The 19,996-nt window shown below is 57.5% G+C and carries 21 protein-coding genes; 9 read left to right on the forward strand and 12 right to left on the reverse strand.

All coding sequences use genetic code 11. From position 1 onward, the window contains the following. Positions 1 to 186 precede the first annotated feature (186 nt). From ACQG0T_RS02970 to ACQG0T_RS02990, 5 genes are all read left to right on the forward strand, one after another. Entirely contained in the window at positions 187 to 510 is a 324-nt protein-coding gene (locus ACQG0T_RS02970) for an antibiotic biosynthesis monooxygenase family protein (protein ID WP_047736945.1), read from the forward strand. Continuing rightward, complete coding sequence (locus tag ACQG0T_RS02975) at positions 503 to 1,222, forward strand: ArsR/SmtB family transcription factor (protein WP_108394133.1); 720 nt, start codon at positions 503 to 505, stop codon at positions 1,220 to 1,222. Before ACQG0T_RS02970 ends, ACQG0T_RS02975 begins: the two co-directional genes overlap by 8 nt. Before the next feature lie 149 nt (positions 1,223 to 1,371). Then, positions 1,372 to 1,842: a MarR family winged helix-turn-helix transcriptional regulator gene (locus ACQG0T_RS02980; RefSeq protein WP_015572576.1), complete on the forward strand. Its 471-nt coding sequence runs from the start codon at positions 1,372 to 1,374 to the stop codon at positions 1,840 to 1,842. Continuing rightward, entirely contained in the window at positions 1,839 to 2,906 is a 1,068-nt protein-coding gene (locus ACQG0T_RS02985; RefSeq protein WP_026080654.1) for an HlyD family secretion protein, read from the forward strand. Before ACQG0T_RS02980 ends, ACQG0T_RS02985 begins: the two co-directional genes overlap by 4 nt. Beyond that, positions 2,896 to 3,972: a DUF2955 domain-containing protein gene (locus tag ACQG0T_RS02990; RefSeq protein ID WP_015572578.1), complete on the forward strand. Its 1,077-nt coding sequence runs from the start codon at positions 2,896 to 2,898 to the stop codon at positions 3,970 to 3,972. Before ACQG0T_RS02985 ends, ACQG0T_RS02990 begins: the two co-directional genes overlap by 11 nt. Here the strand turns inward: ACQG0T_RS02990 and ACQG0T_RS02995 are convergent. Then, on the reverse strand, positions 3,969 to 5,240 hold the full coding sequence (locus ACQG0T_RS02995; RefSeq protein ID WP_252051980.1) for a DUF445 domain-containing protein: 1,272 nt from the start codon (positions 5,238 to 5,240) through the stop codon (positions 3,969 to 3,971). The two genes, ACQG0T_RS02990 and ACQG0T_RS02995, sit on opposite strands and share 4 nt — an antisense overlap. Positions 5,241 to 5,409: 169 nt before the next feature. On the opposite strand from ACQG0T_RS02995, the gene ACQG0T_RS03000 reads away from it, so the two are divergent. Further along, the gene (locus ACQG0T_RS03000; protein WP_015572580.1) at positions 5,410 to 5,697 is read left to right on the forward strand and encodes a BrnT family toxin; all 288 of its coding nucleotides are present in this window, start codon (positions 5,410 to 5,412) and stop codon (positions 5,695 to 5,697) included. Further along, entirely contained in the window at positions 5,684 to 5,986 is a 303-nt protein-coding gene (locus ACQG0T_RS03005; RefSeq protein WP_017694570.1) for a BrnA antitoxin family protein, read from the forward strand. Before ACQG0T_RS03000 ends, ACQG0T_RS03005 begins: the two co-directional genes overlap by 14 nt. Positions 5,987 to 6,014: 28 nt before the next feature. On the opposite strand, the gene ACQG0T_RS03010 is transcribed toward ACQG0T_RS03005, so the two are convergent. Together ACQG0T_RS03010 and ACQG0T_RS03015 are read right to left on the reverse strand one after the other, a co-directional pair. Further along, the gene (locus ACQG0T_RS03010) at positions 6,015 to 6,653 is read right to left on the reverse strand and encodes a LysE family translocator (protein ID WP_017694569.1); all 639 of its coding nucleotides are present in this window, start codon (positions 6,651 to 6,653) and stop codon (positions 6,015 to 6,017) included. Between the two features lie 38 nt (positions 6,654 to 6,691). Further along, a complete protein-coding gene (locus ACQG0T_RS03015; RefSeq protein WP_015572582.1) occupies positions 6,692 to 7,444 on the reverse strand; it encodes an AraC family transcriptional regulator in 753 nt (250 codons plus the stop codon). A 153-nt stretch (positions 7,445 to 7,597) separates the two neighbouring features. On the opposite strand from ACQG0T_RS03015, the gene ACQG0T_RS03020 reads away from it, so the two are divergent. Next, a complete protein-coding gene (locus tag ACQG0T_RS03020) occupies positions 7,598 to 8,968 on the forward strand; it encodes an NAD-dependent succinate-semialdehyde dehydrogenase (RefSeq protein ID WP_017694568.1) in 1,371 nt (456 codons plus the stop codon). Between the two features lie 177 nt (positions 8,969 to 9,145). Here ACQG0T_RS03020 and ACQG0T_RS03025 read toward each other — a convergent pair whose 3' ends face one another. Next, positions 9,146 to 9,691, reverse strand: coding sequence for a YfaZ family outer membrane protein (locus ACQG0T_RS03025; protein ID WP_006810254.1), 546 nt, complete (start codon positions 9,689 to 9,691; stop codon positions 9,146 to 9,148). Between the two features lie 411 nt (positions 9,692 to 10,102). On the opposite strand from ACQG0T_RS03025, the gene ACQG0T_RS03030 reads away from it, so the two are divergent. Continuing rightward, positions 10,103 to 11,461 carry an esterase-like activity of phytase family protein gene (locus tag ACQG0T_RS03030; RefSeq protein WP_032104666.1) on the forward strand — a complete coding sequence of 453 codons (1,359 nt, stop codon included), beginning with the start codon at positions 10,103 to 10,105 and terminating at the stop codon, positions 11,459 to 11,461. A gap of 54 nt (positions 11,462 to 11,515) precedes the next feature. On the opposite strand, the gene yjiA is transcribed toward ACQG0T_RS03030, so the two are convergent. From yjiA to hpaX, 8 genes are all read right to left on the reverse strand, one after another. Then, positions 11,516 to 12,469, reverse strand: coding sequence for a GTPase (yjiA, locus tag ACQG0T_RS03035; RefSeq protein WP_032104667.1), 954 nt, complete (start codon positions 12,467 to 12,469; stop codon positions 11,516 to 11,518). A gap of 10 nt (positions 12,470 to 12,479) precedes the next feature. Next, the gene (locus tag ACQG0T_RS03040; protein WP_003856610.1) at positions 12,480 to 12,683 is read right to left on the reverse strand and encodes a YbdD/YjiX family protein; all 204 of its coding nucleotides are present in this window, start codon (positions 12,681 to 12,683) and stop codon (positions 12,480 to 12,482) included. 65 nt (positions 12,684 to 12,748) lie between these two features. After that, complete coding sequence (locus ACQG0T_RS03045) at positions 12,749 to 14,902, reverse strand: carbon starvation CstA family protein (protein ID WP_017694565.1); 2,154 nt, start codon at positions 14,900 to 14,902, stop codon at positions 12,749 to 12,751. A 219-nt stretch (positions 14,903 to 15,121) separates the two neighbouring features. Beyond that, entirely contained in the window at positions 15,122 to 15,379 is a 258-nt protein-coding gene (locus ACQG0T_RS03050) for an HTH domain-containing protein (protein WP_045330232.1), read from the reverse strand. A gap of 120 nt (positions 15,380 to 15,499) precedes the next feature. Continuing rightward, entirely contained in the window at positions 15,500 to 16,009 is a 510-nt protein-coding gene (locus ACQG0T_RS03055; RefSeq protein ID WP_023303043.1) for a 4-hydroxyphenylacetate 3-monooxygenase reductase subunit, read from the reverse strand. Positions 16,010 to 16,026: 17 nt separating this feature from the next. Beyond that, positions 16,027 to 17,589, reverse strand: a complete 1,563-nt coding sequence (gene hpaB, locus ACQG0T_RS03060; protein ID WP_180260674.1) for a 4-hydroxyphenylacetate 3-monooxygenase, oxygenase component — start codon at positions 17,587 to 17,589, stop codon at positions 16,027 to 16,029. Between the two features lie 195 nt (positions 17,590 to 17,784). Next, a complete protein-coding gene (hpaA, locus tag ACQG0T_RS03065) occupies positions 17,785 to 18,675 on the reverse strand; it encodes a 4-hydroxyphenylacetate catabolism regulatory protein HpaA (RefSeq protein ID WP_047735126.1) in 891 nt (296 codons plus the stop codon). Continuing rightward, positions 18,647 to 19,990 carry a 4-hydroxyphenylacetate permease gene (gene hpaX / locus ACQG0T_RS03070; protein ID WP_045348391.1) on the reverse strand — a complete coding sequence of 448 codons (1,344 nt, stop codon included), beginning with the start codon at positions 19,988 to 19,990 and terminating at the stop codon, positions 18,647 to 18,649. Before hpaX ends, hpaA begins: the two co-directional genes overlap by 29 nt. Between the last annotated feature and the right edge of the window lie 6 nt (positions 19,991 to 19,996).

Genomic DNA, 19,996 nt, shown 5'->3' on the forward strand with positions numbered 1-19,996 from the left:
AGGCGTTTATGGAGCCGAGTTCGATGGTGGGCTAAAACCAGCCCGGTGGCGCTACGCTTACCGGGCCTACAAAACACCGTAGGCCGGATAAGCGCAGCGCCATCCGGCAAACACTTCGCTCCATACCGAAGCATTGTATCTCTTCATTCTGCATTCTCTCCCCAACATCACAACGGAGAGAAAACCATGATCGCAGTCCTTTTCGAAGCCAAAGCCGAACCCGCTTATCAGGCGCGCTATCTGCAACTGGCCGCAGAGCTTAAACCTTTACTGGCCGACATCGACGGCTTTATTGATATCGAACGGTTCCAGAGCCTGACGACCGACGGCAAAATCCTGTCCCTTTCCTGGTGGCGGGATGAAGAGGCCGTCCGCCGCTGGAAGCAGAATGTCTTCCATCAGGCCGCGCAGGCCGAAGGCCGGGCGTCGATTTTTTCTTTCTACCGTATTCGCGTGGCGCAGCTGATGCGGGAGTACAGCTCCGAAACGGGAGGGCACGCGCATGTATGACGTTCATGTGATTTTCGACAACAGGCCCGGCGAGCAGGGTGAAATTGCGGCGGCGCTGGAACAGGCCATTGCCGCTGTAGCGGCTACAATGGCCGATCCGTCGCGCGTGAAGATGCTCTGTGCTCTGATGGACGGGCGGGCGTGGACGGCTACAGAGCTGAGCGTGGCGGCAGACGTTGCGCCGTCGACCGCCAGTGGGCATCTCGCGCGGCTGGTGGAGGGAAAGTTGATTACCTGCCTGTCTCAGGGGCGGCATCGCTACTATCGCCTGGCGGGGCACGACGTGGCGGCGCTTGTCGAGCAGATGATGGGGCTCTCCTGGAGCCGCATCACGTCGCCGGAAACCTCCGCGCCAAAAGCCCTGCGCGAAGCACGAACCTGCTACGACCATCTTGCCGGAACGGTGGCGGTGCATATCTATGAATTCATGCAGGCGGAAGGCTGGCTTGAGGCAGACGGTTTAGCGCTCACGCTACATGGCCGCGAGCAGTTTCTGAAGCTTGGTATTCCGTTAAATCCCAATACCCGTCGCAAGGCGTGCTGCGCCTGCCTGGACTGGAGCGAGCGGCGGTTTCATCTGGGGGGAGAGGCCGGCGCGGCGCTGCTCATCCACATGGAAAGCAAAGGTTGGATCCAGCGGGTGGCGGGGTACAGGGAGGTGGTGGTGACGGCTTCGGGGAAAAGTGCCGTCAGGAAGCATTTTAGCCGCTAAACGCCGTTGCGGGCTGATGCCCTCACCCCGACCCTCTCCCACAGGGAGAGGGAGAACATCGTTTCGCAATTCCTGCGCTTTAACTTCTCGTTTCTTGATACTTACCCTGATAACTATTATCGTAATGGCGTACTACGAGAGGATTCCCCATGAGTGAAGAAGATCTGTTTAGCCGCAGGCCGATGGGCATGCGGATGGCGATGATCGTGCGTCAGTGGCGCGCAGTCATCGACGACGCCATTCTCGACACCGGATTAACCCAGTCGAGCTGGACGGTGATGATGCAGCTTCATCAACTCGGGGATAACGTCTCGGTCAGCGAGCTGGCGGAAGTGCAGGGGATTGAACTGCCTCCGCTAATGCGTACGCTGACACAGCTGGAAAAGCAGGGCTACCTGCTGCGCACCGTCTCGCCGTATGACAAGCGTATCCGGCTGCTGACGCTGACGCCTGAGGGAAAAGCCATTCTTGAAAGGCTCTCTCAGGTGATTGAGACGTATCAGGCGCGCGTATCGCAAAACATCGCGCCGGAACATCTCGATATTTTCAGCGCCACACTCAATCAAATCGCCTGCAATTTGCGGACAATCCGCGAAGAAGATAATAAGACCGAAAAATAATGACTCCTGAACAAAAGTTTGCCCGCTGGGTAAGGGTGAGTATTGCCTCTTTCCTGCTGATGTTTGTCTACTTTATCGTCGCGGATATCTGGATCCCGCTGACGCCGGACTCCACCGTGATGCGCGTGGTGACCCCGGTGTCTGCCCGCGTCTCCGGGTATGTGGCGGCGGTACATGTCCACAACAATAGCCAGGTTAAGAGAGGCGATCTGCTGTTTGAGCTCGACGCCACGCCGTTTCGCAATAAGGTCGAAGCGGCGCAGATTGCGCTGGAACAGGCGCGTCTGTCTAACGATCAGCTGGACGCGCAGATTGCCGCGGCGCAGGCCAGCCTGAAAACCGCGGTGCTGACGGCGCGTAACGACAAAGTGACCTTCGACCGCTACCAGAAACTGAGCACCTTGCAGAGCGTGTCGCAGGCGGATCTGGATAAGGTCCGTACCACCTGGCAGAGCAGCGAGCAGTCCGTCAGCTCGATTCAGGCGAATATTCATAACCTGCGCATTCAGCGCGGCGAGCGGGATGAGCACCGCAACGTGACGCTGCAAAAATACCGTAACGCGCTGGATGAAGCGGAGCTGAATCTTGGCTGGACGAAGGTCTACGCCGAGGCGGACGGCACGGTCAGTAACCTGCAATTAAGCCCCGGTTTTTACGCCTCGTCCGGTTCGGCTGCGCTGGCGCTGGTGAACACCCGGATCGATATCGTGGCGGATTTCCGCGAGAAGAGCCTGCGGCATACCCACCAGGGGACCGACGCCGCCGTGGTGTTTGACGCCTTCCCGGGGCAAGTTTTCCGTGCCCACGTCACCAGCAGCGACGCGGGGATCCTCGCCGGACAGGAGGCCGTAAACGGTCAACTTTCTGAACCGGAAACCTCCAACCGCTGGGTGCGTGATGCCCAGCGTATGCGCATTCACGTGGCGCTGGACGAAGCCTTACCGAAGTCGCTGCCGACCGGCGCGCGCGCCACCGTGCAGCTCTACAATAGCGAAGGGCCGTTTGCGCGATTCTTCTCCGGGATGCAAATCCATCTGGTGAGCCTGCTTCACTATGTCTATTAGCACCCTGGCGCGGGTATTTACCCCGCACGGCAACATCGTCTATACGGCAAACGACTTTCGCCAGACCCTGCGTATCGTCTTTGCCGGGATGATTGCGCTCAGTATTTCGAGTTTCTACAACACCAGCTACGGCGTGTTTTTTGTGGTCTATCCGATCATGCTGCTCTCGCTGGTGCCGGTGTTTAACCGCCACGTGGCGAAGCAGTTTATCTTCAGCGCCTCGCTGAACTGCATCGAAATGGTGTTTATCATCGGCTATCTGTCCCAGTGGCCGGTCATTATGACGCTGGTGGTGTTTGCCCTGTACGTGATGCGTTTTCGCTTTATGAGTAAGGGGCCGCTGTTCCTGTTCGGCTCGATGGGCGTGGTTTGCCAGAGCGTGATGCTCAACTTTATGAGCTACCCCACCACCAACTGGCACACGCTTTTATTCTCTAACATCGAAGCGAGCGTAATGGCGGTGTGCCTGAGCGCGCTGATGAACTACCTGCTGCCGGACGTGGAGCCGCGTAAGCCGCCGCCGCTGATCGAGAAAGATGACGCCCGCGTGCGCCACGAGTCTCTGCTCTCGGGCACCGTGGCGACGCTGATTTTCGTGGTGTTCCAGATGAGCGACTTAAGCGATTCGCTTTCGGCGCTGATGGCGGGCATTCTGATCCTGTTCCCGATGCACTATCGCGGATCGGTTATCAGCTCCATCTGGCGCGTAGTCGGCGTGGTGCTGGGGTGTCTTTATATCCTTGTCGTCCAGCTTATCCTCTACGATCACAGCAGCCATATGCTGCTGATGATGCCGCTGATTGGCCTTGGACTGGCGTTTGGCGCGCGTCTGCACGTAATGGAGAAGGTCGGCGCCGGGGTAGGCTTCGCCAGTATCACCACCATCGGCATTATGTTCGGGCAGAACATGCATCCGGACAGCGACCTGGTGTTCAGCGATCTGTACCGCATCACCTCCGTCACCTTCGCGCTGGTGGTCACGCTGACGATGGTCTTTCTGGTGCACCTGATCCTGAACCGCTTCGAGGCGACGCGCTACGTTATCGCGCCGCCAAAAGCAGATTAATGCCCCAGCACGGCGGGCAACTGCGAGAGCAGAAACAGGATCAGGCCAATTGTTCCGCCCACCAGGGTACCGTTAACGCGAATGAACTGAAGATCTTTACCGATATTGAGTTCTATCTGGCGTGACATGTCTTTGGCATCCCAGCTTTTCACCGTGTCGCTGATATGGCGCGTCAGGAACGCGGCGAAATCCGGCGCCACGCGGTGCGCGGCCTGCTCCAGATGCTCATTCAGCGACGCCCGCAGGCTGGCGTCGTTGGTCAGCGTTTCGCCAAACCACAGCCCGGCGTTGGCGATACGCTGCTTCACGCGGGAATCATCGCTCTGCATGTCATTTTTCAGCCACTGGCGCAGGTCAGCCCACATTTCCCCCAGATAGCGGTTAAAGGCTTCGTCATTCTTCAGGTAGTGTTTGATATTCTCGGCTTTCGCCGTCATCTCCGGATCGTTTTTCAGATTGTCGATGAACTTGGTCGTGGCGCGGTCAAACGCCTGACGGATCTGGTGCGTGCGGTCGTGGCTGATATCGTCCAGCAGCGTGTTCACCGCGTTCGACACCATCTCCGCGCTTTGATCGCCCAGCCACTCGGTGGGTAGCACCATCGCCTTGCGCGGATGCTCGGTCTTAAGCCAGTGGACGATCTGGTCGGCAATAAATTCCCGCGTGCTTTCCCGCTGAATCAGGGTAATCAGGCGGTTGATGATGGCGTCCAGCAGCACCTGGTGACGGTTGTTTTTGGTCATGCTTTCCAGCATGACGGCGCTGGTCTCGGTTAGATCGACCTTGTCGATAGCCTTGTGGACGGCGCGTTTGAGCAGGCGTTGAATGCGTCCATCGTCGGTAAGTTCCAGAAAACCGCTCATCACCTGCACCAGATGCTGCCCCACGCGCCGGGCGTTATCGGGCTGGCTGAACCAGGCCCCAATCATCTGTGCGGGCTCGTAGCGACGGATAAGATCGACAAGGGATTGCGTATCGAGAAACTTTTCCTGCACGAACTGGCCGAGATTGTCGCCGATGCGGTCTTTATTGCGCGGGATAATCGCCGTATGGCGCGAGATAAAGGGAATGGGCACCCGGCGGAACAGCGCGACAACGGCAAACCAGTCCGCCAGCGCGCCGACCATCGCCGCCTCGGCAATGGCCTTTACGCCGCGCACCCAGAAGGTTTGCGGCAGGAACAGAGTGGTGATAAACGCTGCGACGGCAATCAGCAGCAGCGACAGCGCGAGAAGCTTGGCGCGTTTGAGTTCGGTATGTTTTTCCATGGGTTAAGGATAGAGGGATACGGGGGAAAAGTGCAAAGCTGCACGAGGCCAGTCATCTCACTTTCTGGAATGCTCCTTCAGAAATCAAATCAAAACATTGTCTTTTTCGTTCAAATACTGCTCTGTTTGTATATGCTTTTTTGTATATACAATCAGGGAAGGGTACACTATGCCTATAGAGTATGAATGGGATAGCAATAAGGCGAAAAGCAATCTGCAAAAACACGCCATTCGTTTTGAAGATGCAGTTCTGGTTTTTGACGATCCCTGCCATTTGTCTGTTCAGGATCGTTATGAAAACGGGGAGTTTCGCTGGCAAACCATTGGTCTTGTACAGGGTGTTATTGTCATTCTGGTCGCGCACACGGTACGTTTTGAAAGCGGGGATGAAATCATACGTATCATCAGTGCGCGTAAAGCGGATCGTAAAGAGAGGAGGCGTTATGAGCATCGTTAAACATAAACGCGGTAGTGCACCGGAAGTGAGTGCCCGCCGGGAGGCTGAACTCAAAGCGCTGGCGGATAAACCCGACAGGGAAATTGATTACAGCGATATACCGGCCACGGAGGATGATCGCTGGGCCGGTGCCGTGCGGGGAAAATTCTATCGACCGCTCAAAACTCAGGCATCAGTACGCATTGACGCCGACGTGATGGAGTGGCTTAAACGGCCAGGGAAAGGTTACCAGACGCGGCTTAATGCCATTTTGCGCGAGGCGATGCTGCGCGATCAGAACAAAAAATAACACAGGCAGCGTCAGGCTGCCTTTTCTCTCAGAGGATATTTGCCACTACCCGCCACAGCACCCACCCACCAAACCCCATCAACACCACCCCTGCCGTGCGCTCTATCAGCCAGAGCGAACGGCTGAGCTTTCGCTGAACCGCCGGTAACCCCATCAGCGATATCAGCGCCAGATCCCATACCAGCACCACCATCACCATCCAGACGCCGCAGGTCGCCTGCTGAAGCAGTGTGACGTCCGGCCCGAGTAACGCTGTCATTAGCGCCAGGTAGAACAACGCGTTTTTGGGATTTAACAGCGCCGAACCCAGCCCCAGCAGGATTTGCTTACGCAGAGAAGGGCAGCGCTGGCGGGTTTCTTCCAGCGCCAGCGGCTGCGGGCGGCTGCGCACAAGATGCGAGCCAATCCACAGCAGGTACAGCGCGCCGGACAGTTCGATAAGCGTAAACAGCCACCCAAACTGGCGCAGCGCGCTCCAGCCGATAATTACCAGTAAGATATATAACCCGTTACCTGCTGCGATGCCGAGACACAATCCGGCGCTGCCGCGCAGCCGGTAGCGGGCGGCGTAGCCTACCAGCAGGAAGAAATCCGGGCCCGGGCTTAACAGGGCAACAAAATGCGCCAGCGCCAGGGCAAGAAAGGCGGAGGGAAATAACAGTTCCATAGCGACCTCAGTGACAAATCTGAGGTCACCTTACGACGTTACGTATCCTGATTATTGTCTGATATTGATCGGCCCGTGGCGTACTGGCGCGGCGTGGCGGCGGTATAGTTCACGAAGGTCTTATGAAAATGACTCTGGTCGGCAAACCCGCTCTGGTAGCCCACGTCGGCGATATCATCCCCCGCGCGCAGCCGCGCTTTGGCGTACTCCACGCGCGAAATGTTGAGGAAACTGCCCGGCGTCAGGCCGGTATCCTGCCTGAAAGTGCGGATCAGCGTCTCCTTGCGCAGTGAGAATCGTTGGGCGAGTTCGTCAAGGGAAGGCGGTGCGGCAAGGTCGGAGAGTAACGCCTGCTGAACCTGCTGACTGGTTGAGCGAGGTGCATTCATCTCACCCGCGCAACGGGGAAGGGCAGAAAGCAGGGTCTCCACGGATGCGGAGGACATCGTCCCGACAACGGCAAGAAAGTGCTTAAAGAGCGTGGGATCGCGAATAACCTGTAGCGCCAGGGGAAGATCGGTGTCGATATAGAGCATATGGTAACTGCGCGGCTTCCCGACAACGGGGTTGCAGCTGTGCGGGGCATAAGCCGGGATCACGATAAGATCACCGGGATCAAGAACGTACGCATTGCCATGACTTACGCAGCAGGTCTGGCCTTCCACAATCGCGCCGATGGAGAGCTGTGGATGGCAATGACGTTTATATGCCCGGGTGCTTTGCCACGTACTGCGCAGCTCAAGGCCTGCTGCGCGGTTAAAGGTCTGGCGGATGTGGCGGGTATCGGTCATAGGAACTCCATTGATGAGCATTTTTTATACCATGTCTGCGCATCGCCTGGCAGCGTCTTGTTAAGAACCCTCCGTATATACCCAACTTTACCTTCAAAGCCAGTCAGATTGACTACCCTTAATACCCTAAGCGGTAAAACAAGGAGATTCGATATGGCTTATCAGACAGTAAATCCTGCCACGAACCAGCTCATCAAAGAATATCCCTCTCACACTGACGCAGACGTTGAAGCGGCGCTGAAGGCAGCCGATGCGCTCTATCATTCCGACTGGGCGAAAGGCGACATAAGCCAGCGCCTGCCGGTGCTGCATAAGCTGGCGGACCTGATCGACGAACGCGTGGAGGATCTGGCGAAAATCGCCAGTCAGGAGATGGGTAAGCTCATCGAACAAAGCCGCGGCGAAGTGAAGCTGTGCGCGCAAATCGCCCGCTACTATGCGGACAACGCGAAGCAGTTCCTGGCCCCGGTGAAGTATGACTCTGAACTCGGGGAAGCATGGGTTGAACATCACCCCATCGGCGTGCTGATGGCCGTCGAGCCATGGAACTTCCCGTACTATCAGCTGATGCGCGTTCTGGCGCCAAACCTGGCAGCGGGCAACCCGGTGATCGCCAAGCACGCCAGCATCGTGCCGCACTGTGCAGAGACCTTTGCACAACTGGTACGTGAAGCGGGCGCGCCGGAAGGGGCGTGGACCAACCTGTTTATCTCGTCCGAACAGGTGGCGAACATTATCGCCGACGATCGCGTACAGGGGGCGGCGCTGACCGGTTCAGAAAAAGCGGGTAGCGTGGTTGCGGCACAGGCTGCGAAGCACCTCAAAAAATCGACCCTGGAACTGGGCGGGAACGATGTCTTCGTGGTGCTGGACGATGCCGACCTGGATAAAGCCGTGAAGATCGGCGTTAACGCGCGGCTGAACAATGCCGGGCAGGTCTGTACCGCGGCGAAGCGCTTTATCCTGCATGAAAAGATTGCAGACGCCTTCCTGAGCAAATTCACCGAGGCGTTTAAGCAGGTGAAAATTGGCGATCCGCTGGACGAAAGCACCACGCTGGGGCCTTTGTCATCCAAAGACGCGCTGGAGACGCTAACTAAACAGGTTAACGAGGCGGTGAAAAATGGCGCGAAGCTGCACCATGGCGGCAAGCCGGTTCAGCGTGACGGAAGCTTCTTTGAGCCGACCATCCTGACACATATCTCGCGCGATAATCCGGCGTACTTCGAGGAGTTCTTCGGTCCGGTAGCGCAGGTTTACGTGGTGAAAAGCGACGACGAAGCGGTCGCACTGGCTAACGATTCCCACTACGGTCTGGGCGGCGCGGTGTTCAGCCAGAACATCGAGCGCGCGAAGAAAATGGCGTCGCGCATTGAGACCGGGATGGTGTACATCAACTGGCTCACCGACACTGCGGCAGAGCTGCCGTTCGGCGGCGTAAAACGTTCGGGTTACGGACGCGAGCTGTCGGACCTGGGGATCAAAGAGTTTGTGAACCAGAAGCTGGTGGTCGTTCGCAAGTAATGCGGTAATAAAAAAAACCTGCCATCCGGCAGGTTTTTTATTAACGGTCGCATCGCCTTTCTTGCCGGGTGGCGCTGCGCTTACCCGGCCTACAATGTGCAATAATTTTAATACATTGCACCCTTCATTGTAGGCCCGTGCAAGCGTAGCGCCGCCGGGCGAAACGCGCAAACAGGCTTAGAAGGACACTCCACCGCCTACATATGCACCATCGATCAGCGTGTGGTTTGGACGACCGTCTTTACCGTCTACGCTCACGTGGCGATAGCCCACTTTCAGCGTGACAGGTTTGACTGGCGTCCAGCTTACGCCGCCGTTAGCTTCAACATAGTTCTTCACGCTGTTGTTCAGGCCGTCTGGCGCCACATAACCTTCACCAAACACGTGAATGCTGTCCGTAAGCGCAACGTTAACGCCGCCGCCAATCGGGAATGCCACGCCGTTATCGCCTTTTTTCGGGCCGATGTAGATGGCTTTCGCGCCAGCATTCAGCATCACCGGACCCACTTCCAGGTTATAGCCTGCCCCAACGCCGCCGGTCTGGGTACCGTCATCGGTGTTTTTCAGCCAGTTGCTCTCCGCATACAGGCCGGATGAGGATTTCCCCATTTCCAGATTGAGGTTAGTAAAGTTTTTACCCTGCTCAATGCTGCCACCCATGGCCAGTGCGGAGCCCGATACGGCGGTCAGAGCAGAAAGGATCAGGATGTTAAGTTTTTTCATGAGTGTTTCCTCGTCATTAAATTAATCTGAGGGCACCTTAACAAGCGATGTTTATGACTGCAAATGTGATATGTATCGCATTTATATGCTGTTTGTGTTGGGTTTTTGAATGGTAAATGTTGATGAGTTGTTTATATGGCAAATCGTCAATGTCCAATACATTCGCGTTTAGGGACAGTTTACATTCCTGGCTAAACGTAAAATGAACGAGGCGCAAATAGTCCTTCGCCATGAATTAATTGGGTTTCTAATAATTTCCAAAAGTATTTCAGCTGACACAGATAAAGACAGAGGTTTACATTTCTGGTGATTGATATACGTCCGTACGCGCCGCTTCGTTGCCATTACATGTCATTTTTCTGACACCTTTCTTCATTACGTTGTTGGCTTCACTTACTGGATGCTAACAATATGAAAAGAAAAATTATTCCTGTGCTAGTCGGTTGTGCGCTCTCTTTCTCTGGCCTGGCGGCACAGCCAACCGCGGAGCGCTACGTCGTCAGCTTTCCCGAAGGCGCGCATGTCAAATACAGCGGTGCGTTTGCCAGCGCATTCCCGAACGGGCTCCCGGTGGGGATTGGTTCGGGTTTGTTATTCACGGGCAAGCAGGGCGATGCGCTGACGTTTGCGACCGTGACCGATCGCGGTCCTAACGCGGATTCGCCAAAAATGGGGAAAAACGATGCCAAAATCTTTGTTACCCCGGATTTCGCCCCGCTGCTGATGACGATCCGTGTGCTAAACGGCAAAGCGGAGGCCGTGGACGCGCGACCGCTGCATGATGATAAAGGCGAGATCAACGGCCTGCCGCTGCAAAGCGGCGTGATTGGATCTACCAATGAAGTCGCGCTAAGCGACACCTTAAAAGTGCTGAAAGGCGATAACCGCGGGCTGGATACGGAAGGCATCACGCCGGACGGGAAGGGCGGCTACTGGCTGTGCGATGAGTATGGCCCGTTCCTGATTAACATCGACGGGAAAGGGAAAATCCTCGCGATCCACGGCCCGCAGGCGACGGAAGGGGAGAAAGCCATCGCAGGTGGTCTGCCAAACGTTATCAAATGGCGTCAGGCAAACCGGGGCTTTGAAGGGCTGACCCGCATGCCGGACGGACGCATTATCGCCGCCGTGCAAAGCACGCTGGATATCGACGGGAAGAGCAAAAAACAGGCGCTGTTTACGCGTCTGGTGAGCTTCGATCCGGCGACCGGGAAAACCGCGATGTACGGCTACCCTGTCGACAGCGCGGCCTACAGCAAAAACAGCGACGCTAAAATCGGCGACATAGTGGCGCTGGATAACCACACCATCCTGCTGATTGAACAGGGCGAGGATAAAAATGACGCAATGCGTAACCTCATCTACAGGGTTGATCTGAGCAAGGCGAGCGATCTGGCGGCCTTCGACAAGCCGGGCGAATACCCGGAGTTTGATGATGAGAAAACGCTGGCGCAGCGCGGCATCACGCTTGCGGAAAAAACGCAGGTGGTCGATCTGCGTGCGCTGGGCTGGCAGCAGGAAAAGGCCGAAGGGCTGGCGCTGATTGACAGCAAAACGCTGGCAGTGGCGAACGATAATGACTTTGGCGTGAAGGTGGCGATGCAGAAGCCAGTCGAAGGCAAGAAGCTCAAGGATTATCGGGTGAACGCGCAGGGGGCGCTGAAGCTGGATGACAAACCGGTTGAAACCACCCTCAGCGTGAAGCCGTTGAAGAAACCGGAGTCCGACAGCGAGCTGTGGATTGTGACGCTGCCGGAGGCGTTGAAATAAGTTCCCCCTCACCCTAACCCTCTCCCCGCGGGGGAGAGGGGATAATCGGTGCGGTTATTTCTTCAGCCCCGCAAACGCTGCCCGAATTTCCTCTTCCGGCAGCTGTATTCCAATAAACACCATCACGCTGTGCGGCGCTTCATCGTCCCACGGGCGATCCCAGTCGGCGCTGTACAGGCGCTGCACGCCCTGGAACAGCAGGCGGTTCGGCTCGCCGTCGATCCACAGCATCCCTTTATAGCGCAGCAGCTTGTCGGCAAATGACAGCAGCAGGTTCTCCATCACGCGGGAGACCTCGCTGATGTCCACCGGGTAGTCCAGCTCCACCACAATCGACGTCACGTCGTTTTGCTTGTCGGACATAAAGTGGAAGCGCGGTTTCGCGGTGACGTTCTCTTCCAGCATAAAGCCGTTGGTGTTGAACAGCTGAGCGAGATCGATATCGCCATGCGTCACCGTGTAAATGGGCGCACGCGAGTTGATGCGCGTCAGGCGCTCGCGCAGTTTTTCACTTTCACCCGCCACGTCGGTTTTGGTCAGCAGGATGCGGTCGGCGTAGCCAACCTGGGACTGGGCGATGGTGAACTGGTTCATCTGCTCGTCGGCGTGTACCGCATCCACCAGAGCGATGACGCCGTCCAGCAGGTAGCGCTGGCAGAGGATCTCATGGGAGAAAAAGGTCTGAATAATCGGGCCGGGGTCGGCCATGCCGGTGCACTCGATCACCAGTCGGTCGAAGTCGATGTCACCGCGATCGCGGCTGTCGAGCAGGTCCAGCAGGGCGTCTTCTAATTCGTTAGAGCGGGTGCAGCAGATGCAGCCGTTGGTCAGGGTTTTGATCTGGGTGGCGCGGTCGCCAATCAGCTGATCGTCAACGGAGACTTCGCCAAATTCGTTTTCGATGACGGCGATTTTGAAGCCGTGCTGCTCGTTCAGAATGTGGCGCAGCAGGGTGGTTTTACCGGCGCCGAGGAAACCGGTCAGCAGGGTAACGGCAATCGGGGTCATGGTTTCTCCTTTAGCAGCAGCGGACGCCGCCTTCTCCACTTCCGCCGTAGCGCGCTTCCTGGCGCTCGCGGAAGAATTCAGTGTAGGTCATGTACGGCTTATCCGGATGGTTGGTCTTCATATGCTCAACGTAGTTGTCATAGTCCGGAATGCCAATCAGCATTTTCGCCGCCTGACCGAGGTATTTTTTTGCTTCGCCTAAGTTACCAAACATTGAGGGTTCCAGATAGAAGAAGCCCGGTGGCGCTACGCTTACCGGGCCTACAGTAACATGCTTAATTAATGGTGTGAGGAGGTCTTCACGCCGCCTTCCGGCACCGGTACGTACGGGGTCTCTTTGTCCGTACGGCCCTCAACGTTACGCACTTTCATCCAGGTTTTGATGCCGTAGAAGATAATGCTGTACACCACCACCAGGAACAGAATGCTCAGACCCGCGTTGGTGTAGTTGTTCACCACGATATGGTTCATGTTGGCAATCTGCTGCGCGGTCAGATCCGCGCCGCCTGCGGCAATCTTCTCTTTGTACTGGTTAGCCATGAAGAAGAAGCCTTCCAGCTGCGGGTTGGTGCTGAACAGTTTCAGACCCAGCGCCCAGGTAGTGCAGAGCAGCAGCCACAGCGCAGGCACCACGGTGACCCAGATGTATTTGGTGCGTTTCATCTTCACGAGGACAACGGTACCCAGCACCAGGGCCACAGCCGCCAGCATCTGGTTAGAGATACCGAACAGCGGCCACAGGCTCTTCACGCCGCCCAGCGGGTCAACAACGCCCTGATACAGCAGATAACCCCACAGGCCTACGCAGCCCGCAGTGCCCAGAACGCCGGCCACCAGAGAGTCGGTTTTCTTCAGGAATGGCACGAAGTTACCCAGCAGATCCTGCAACATGAAGCGGCCTGCACGCGTACCGGCATCCAGCGCGGTGAGGATGAACAGCGCTTCAAACAGAATACCGAAGTGGTACCAGAAGCCCATGTCCGCCCACGGCAGCACTTTGTGGAACACGTGTGCGATACCCACCGCCAGCGTTGGCGCGCCACCTGCGCGGTTCAGCACGGACGGTTCGCCGATGTCTTTCGCGGTCTGCATGATCTGCTCAGGCGAAATCACGAAGCCCCAGGAGCTGACGGTCGCCGCCGCGTGCGCGCTGGCGTCTTTCAGCTGCGCCAGGATCAGCGCGGTATTTTCGCCGCCCATCTCATGCAGGTTTGGCATGGTAATGCCGAGACCCGCCGGCGGGGTGTTCATCGCAAAGTACAGGCCAGGCTCGATAATCGACGCCGCAACCAGCGCCATGATCGCCACGAAGGATTCCATCAGCATCGCGCCGTAACCGATGAAGCGCGCGTCGGTTTCGTTGGCCATCAGCTTCGGCGTGGTGCCGGAGGCGATCAGCGCGTGGAAGCCAGACACGGCACCGCAGGCAATGGTGATAAACAGGAACGGGAACAGGGCGCCTTTCCACAGCGGACCGGTACCGTCAATGTACTGCGTCACCGCCGGCATTTTCAGCTCCGGGTTGATGATCACAATACCAATGGCCAGCCCGACGATAACGCCGATTTTCAGGAAGGTTGCCAGGTAGTCACGCGGAGCCAGAATCAGCCACACCGGCAGCAGCGCTGAGATGAATGCGTAGCCGATCAGCGCGAAGGTGATGGTGGTGTCTTTAAAGGTCAGCGCCGGACCCCAGTACGGGTCGTGCGCAATCACGCCGCCGAAGTAGATGGAGGCGACCAGCAGCACGATACCGATGATCGACACCTCGCCAACGCGGCCAGGGCGCAGGAAGCGCATGTAGATGCCCATGAACAGCGCAATCGGTACGGTAGAGCAGACGGTGAAGACGCCCCACGGACTTTCGGCCAGCGCTTTCACCACGATCAGGGCCAGCACCGCCAGGATGATGATCATGATCAGGAAGCAGCCGAACAGGGCGATCGTGCCTGGCACGCGGCCCATCTCCTCTTTGATCATCTCGCCCAGCGACGAACCGTTACGGCGCGAGGAGATAAACAGCACCATAAAGTCCTGCACCGCTCCCGCCAGCACCACGCCCGCCAGCAGCCAGAGCGTACCCGGCAGGTAGCCCATCTGCGCAGCCAGCACCGGACCGACCAGCGGACCCGCGCCTGCAATGGCGGCGAAGTGGTGACCAAACAGCACGTAACGGTTGGTTGGCACGTAGTTCAGGCCGTCGTTGTTAATAACCGCCGGGGTGGCGCGCGTCGGGTCGAGCTTCATAACCTTCTGCGCGATGTACAAGCTGTAGTAGCGATAAGCCACAAGGTAGACGGAAACCGACGCGACCACGATCCACAGGGCGCTGACGTGCTCGCCCCGGCGTAATGCGACAACCGCCAGACAGAAAGCACCGATGATCCCGAGGATGGCCCAGGGCACGTGCTTAAGTAGTTTTTTAGTATCCATAATAAGACCTGGTTTTTTATGTAAAGAAAAAAGGGTCAGGGTTCGTTGTGAGGAGGTATTGATTAATGCTGGAGCGATCGTGCCAGATCCTCGCGCGTGTAAAGCACGGTAAATGGGTGAGTGGTTGAAAGCGATGCGTGAGCGGTCAAAAGCGAGGGTGAGTGGTTAAGGCTCACCCCCGGTGGGAGAAAATATGTGATTGAGATCACTGAGAATAATCTAGCCCTGTGAGCTTTTGTCGTTCGCTTCAGGGCAGTGCACGCAGCGGCAGGGCTGATACGCGGGCAGCAGCTGATAGCGCCCTTTGCCGTCGTGTTCAATAATCGGGGAAAGCGCCTGTAAATCGCGGTACACCGTGCGTTCGGTAATGCCAAATTTTTGCATCAGATCGCGGCGATTAACGCTTCCGTTGCGATGCAGGGCAATAATGATTTCAACCAGACGTTCAGCCGAGCGGCTTCGGGGTGAAGGGGCCATAAGACTTTCCAGCGTTAAGGGGGCGGCTGACGACGTTGCCAGCCGCCCCGGAAAATTTATCTTATGGATAGTTAACGGCGCACCTTTGCGGAAACCTTAGCGTTTTTTTGTGCAACGGGATCAAATCGCGGCTTCCATCTCCATCATCACCGGGTGGAAACGGCGTTTGAAGTAGATCAGGCCGTGCCCCTCGCTGCTGAGGATGATGTTCTTAATCTCAACAAGGTAGACCAGATGGGTGCCGATGGTTTGCACCTGGGTTATCTCACCTTCCAGGCTTGCCAGGGCGCCTTTCAGCACCGGCTGCGCCAGCGGTCCTTTCTGCCAGCAGGAGAGAGCAAAGCGTTCCTCCATTGCCATGCCGGTCATCCCGGCAAAGTGGCGGGCCATGATCTCCTGCTCGTGGTTCAGCACGTTGACGCACAGTTTGCCGTTGCCCTGGAAGACCGGGTTCATGGCGCTGCTGGCGTTAATGCAGACCATGACCGAAGGCGGGGTGTCCGTGACCGAGCAGACGGCGGTGGCGGTAATGCCGCAGCGACCTGCATCGCCCTCGGTAGTGATCACATTCACCGCCGCCGACAGGCTGGCCATCGCGTCGCGAAAACGCAGGCGTTCTTCAGATTGCATTGAAACCTCCCGCTGCGTTATTTCAGCAGCTTATCCAGCATATTGATATCAGTGTTGTTGTGCAGGTGCGGTACCGTCCAGCCGTGCTGGTCGTACTCGGACATGCAGCGGTCAACCATCGCCATCATCTTGTCCATGTTGCCGGAGCTTTGCGCCTGACGCAGGCATTGCAGGCGGATCTCATCCTGGCTACCGGAGTAGTTGATTTCGTACAGCTCGTGACGTCCGCCAAACTCGCTGCCGATGGCATCCCACATCAGTTTCAGAATCTTGATGCGTTCGACATGATCCATTCCGTTGGAGCCGCGCACGTACTTCGCCAGGTACTGGTCGATCTGCGGGTTGTTCAGGTCCCGCGCGCTGGACGGCAGGTAGATCAGCCCGGAGGTCACGTTACGTTCGATGATGTTCTTGATCTTCGCATAGGCCATTGGCGCCATCACGCGGTAGGTCTGTAACGCCGCGTGGTCAGGCAGATACGCGCCGTTTACCCACGGCGTGGCTTCGGAGCACATGGAGTCGCTCAGCGCCCAGAACATGTTGCGCCACGCCACCACTTCGCCGAGATCCGCCTGCACGCCGCGGAACTCGAGGGTGCCGGTACACTCCAGCGACTTCTTCAGCAGAGCGGTGATGAAATCGAACTTCACTGCCAGACGCACGCAGGCCTGAAGCGGGTACATGCGGGCGAAGCCACCTTCCATCGTCCAGCGACGGCAGCGGTCGAAATCGCGGTAGATCAGCACGTTTTCCCACGGGATCAGCACATGATCCATCACCAGAATGGCGTCGTTCTCGTCAAAGCGGCTGGAGAGCGGGTAGTCGTACGGAGAGCCGGTCGCCCCTGCCACCATCTCGTAAGAGGCGCGGGAGATCAGCTTCACCCCTTCGGCATCCATCGGCGCGACGAACATCAGCGCGAAGTCCGGGTTTTCGCCCATCACCTGCGCAGAGCCGAAGCCGATCATGTTGTAGTGGGTCAACGCCGAGTTGGTGGCCACCACTTTCGCGCCGCTGACGATGATCCCGGCGTCGGTCTCTTTCTCCAGCTTGATGTAAACGTCTTTCACCTCGTCCGCCGGTTTATGGCGATCGATCGGCGGGTTGACGATGGCGTGGTTAAAGTACAGGCCGGTTTCCTGAATACGGGTGTACCAGTTGCGGGCATTCTGCTCGAACTGGCCATAGAAGGCAGGGTTGGCGCCGAGGGCGCAGCCGAACGCGGCTTTGTAGTCCGGCGTACGCCCCATCCAGCCGTAGCTCAGACGCGACCACTCGGCGATGGCGTCACGCTGCTGGCGCAGATCGTCGGCGCTTTTCGCCACGCGGAAGAATTTATGTGTGTAGCCGCCGCTGCCGGTGTCGGTGCCCCAGCAGAGGGTATCCTGCATGTCTGGCTTGTGCAGGGCATCGTACATCTGGGCGATGGACGCCGCCGCATTGCGAAATGCCGGGTGGGTAGTGACGTCCTTAACGCGCTCGCCGTAGATATAAATCTCACGGCCATCTTGCAGGCTTTTTAAATACTCTTCACCGGTTAACGGACGTTTGGCATCAGCGCGGAAATCTTCAGGCTTCATAGGGACCTCGTATCGGAAGATGATTGTTAAATTTATGTTTTGTTTTTGTTGTTTAATTGAAGCTTGAGAGGGGCGGAACGTGAAGGGACGATTGGGACAACGGCAGGTACTTTTCGGGTGGGATGTGGTTTTGTGATCTGTGCGGCTTTTCGGCGGGTGGCGCTGCGCTTACCCGCCCTACGAACCGTGATGCGTTCAGGAAACCGGTACTTTCTGCGCCCGGTACGCGCTGGGTGAGCACCCCGTCAGTCGGTTAAAAAAACGGGCGAAATAGGCCGGATCTTTAAACCCCAGCTGCCAGGCAATTTCGCTCACGGTGCTGTCGGAAAACAGCAGCAAACGCCTGGCTTCCCGCAGCTGGCGGTCGAAGATCAGCCGTTTCGGCGAGCGGTTGGCGAAGCGGCGACAGATATCGGTCAGGCGAGATTCGGTGAGATGCAATTCGCTTGCATACTCCGGCACCGTCCAGTGCTCGTGGTAATGAGCATCTGTCAGCTGGTTAAAGCGCTGAAAAAGCTTCAGCTCACCGCGCATGCCGCCTGACGCGTGGTCGTCGAGCTTCGCGTTGCGCAGCAACAGGGTAAAAACGGCCTGGGCCAGCAGGACCAGCGTATGCTCGCGACCGGGCAGTTGTTCCGTGGATTCCCGGGCAATCAGCTGCCAGTAGTGCTTCAGCGCCGCCAGCTCGTCCGGCTTGTCGGCAAGCGACAGGCAGATCCCCGGCAGGCCGAACGCTTCCCGCGTACCGGGGTAGAGCACTTCTAACAGCGGCCAGATGAGATCCTCGCGCACCGTCAGCACGTGGCCGTCGCTGTCGGATTCGGTAATAAACGCGTGCGGCACCGACGGCGGCGTCAGCACAAACAGCGGCGCCTGCACCGAGTAACGGTGGTCGTCGAGCTGGAGCTCAATCTGCCCGGTATCGAGAAAGTGCATCTGAAAATACTGGTCGTGGCGGTGCGCCTGCATGTCGCGGCCAAAAAAGGCCGCCATGCGGGCAAACGACTGGTAATGCACATCGTCGGTGCCCAGACTTTCGTCGTAATCCTTGCTGATATCAATGTTGGCGATGGGGCTCTGGCACATGATCGTTCCTCTGTTGATCCCGCTGCGTCATCGGAATGCGCGTCAGCACCAGCGCGCCCACCACCAGCAGACCCGCCACGAACCACAGCCCCGAGCTGAAGCTGCCGGTCGCGTCGCGCAGAATACCTATCAGCAATGGGCTGACGGCAGACCCGACGTTGCCGATGGCGTTGATCACCGCCAGCGCCACCGCGCGGGATTGCAGGCTAATAACCTGATCCGGCGTGGTCCAGAATATCGCCATGGCGGTAAACGATCCGGTTGAGGCCATGATGATGCCAAGCAGCTGGATCAGGCTGTGATCGGTCGCCGAGGCCAGCATCCATCCCGCCGCCGCAAACAGATACGGCAGGATGGTGTGCTTTTTTCGCTCTTTCAGCCTGTCGGAGCGGCGGCTCCACCAGATCATCCCGAGGATGGTGCAAAACTGCGGGATCGCCGCCAGCAGGCCAATCACGATATTGCTGCTGCCGGTGTTGAAGCTTTGCAGGATCTGCGGCGTCCAGATGTTGATCGCGCTCAGCGTATTCGTCAGGCAGAAGTAGGCCAGCGTGTAGAGCAGCACGGCGGGCGTCAGCACCTCGCGCAGCGTCGAGCGCGGCGTGGCGGTATGCGCAATAGCCAGCTCCTGTTCGCGGGCGATCATCGTTTTGAGTGCCTGCTTTTCGTCATCATCCAGCCAGGTGGCCTGATCCGGGGTGTCGTTAAGGTAGAACCAGGTCACCACGCCGAGCACCACCGATGGCAGCCCCTCCAGCAGGAACAGCCACTGCCAGCCCTTCAGGTTCCACAGCCCGTCCATCGCCAGAATGTACCCGGAGAGGATCGAGCCGAGCATCATGGTCACCGGCATGGCGATCATAAACAGCGCGTTGGCGCGGGCGCGGTGATACGCCGGGAACCACCAGGTGAGATAGACCAGAATGCCTGGCAGGAAACCGGCTTCGGCAATGCCCACCAGCATGCGCAGGACATAAAGCGTTTCGGGGCTGGTGGCGAACATGGTGCAGGTAGAGGCGATGCCCCACACCACCATGATCCCGGCGATCCAGCGGCGGGCGCCGACCTTCGCCAGCATGATGTTGCTGGGGATACCGCACAGCACGTAGGTCACGTAAAACAGCGTCGCGGCCAGGCCAAACATGGTTGACGTGAGGCCCAGATCTTTGCCCATCGTCAGCCCGGCAAAGCCGATGTTGATGCGATCGAGAAACGAGAAAACAAACAGGATAAAAAGAAACACGATCAAACGACGGAACAGCTTATTAATAACGCGATGTTCAACAGCTTTATTATGCAGGGTTGAGGTCGTCATGTTGCG

Origin of the sequence: Enterobacter cloacae complex sp. 302F9, from assembly GCF_050030335.1 — a bacterium.
Lineage (GTDB): Bacteria > Pseudomonadota > Gammaproteobacteria > Enterobacterales > Enterobacteriaceae > Enterobacter > Enterobacter hormaechei_C.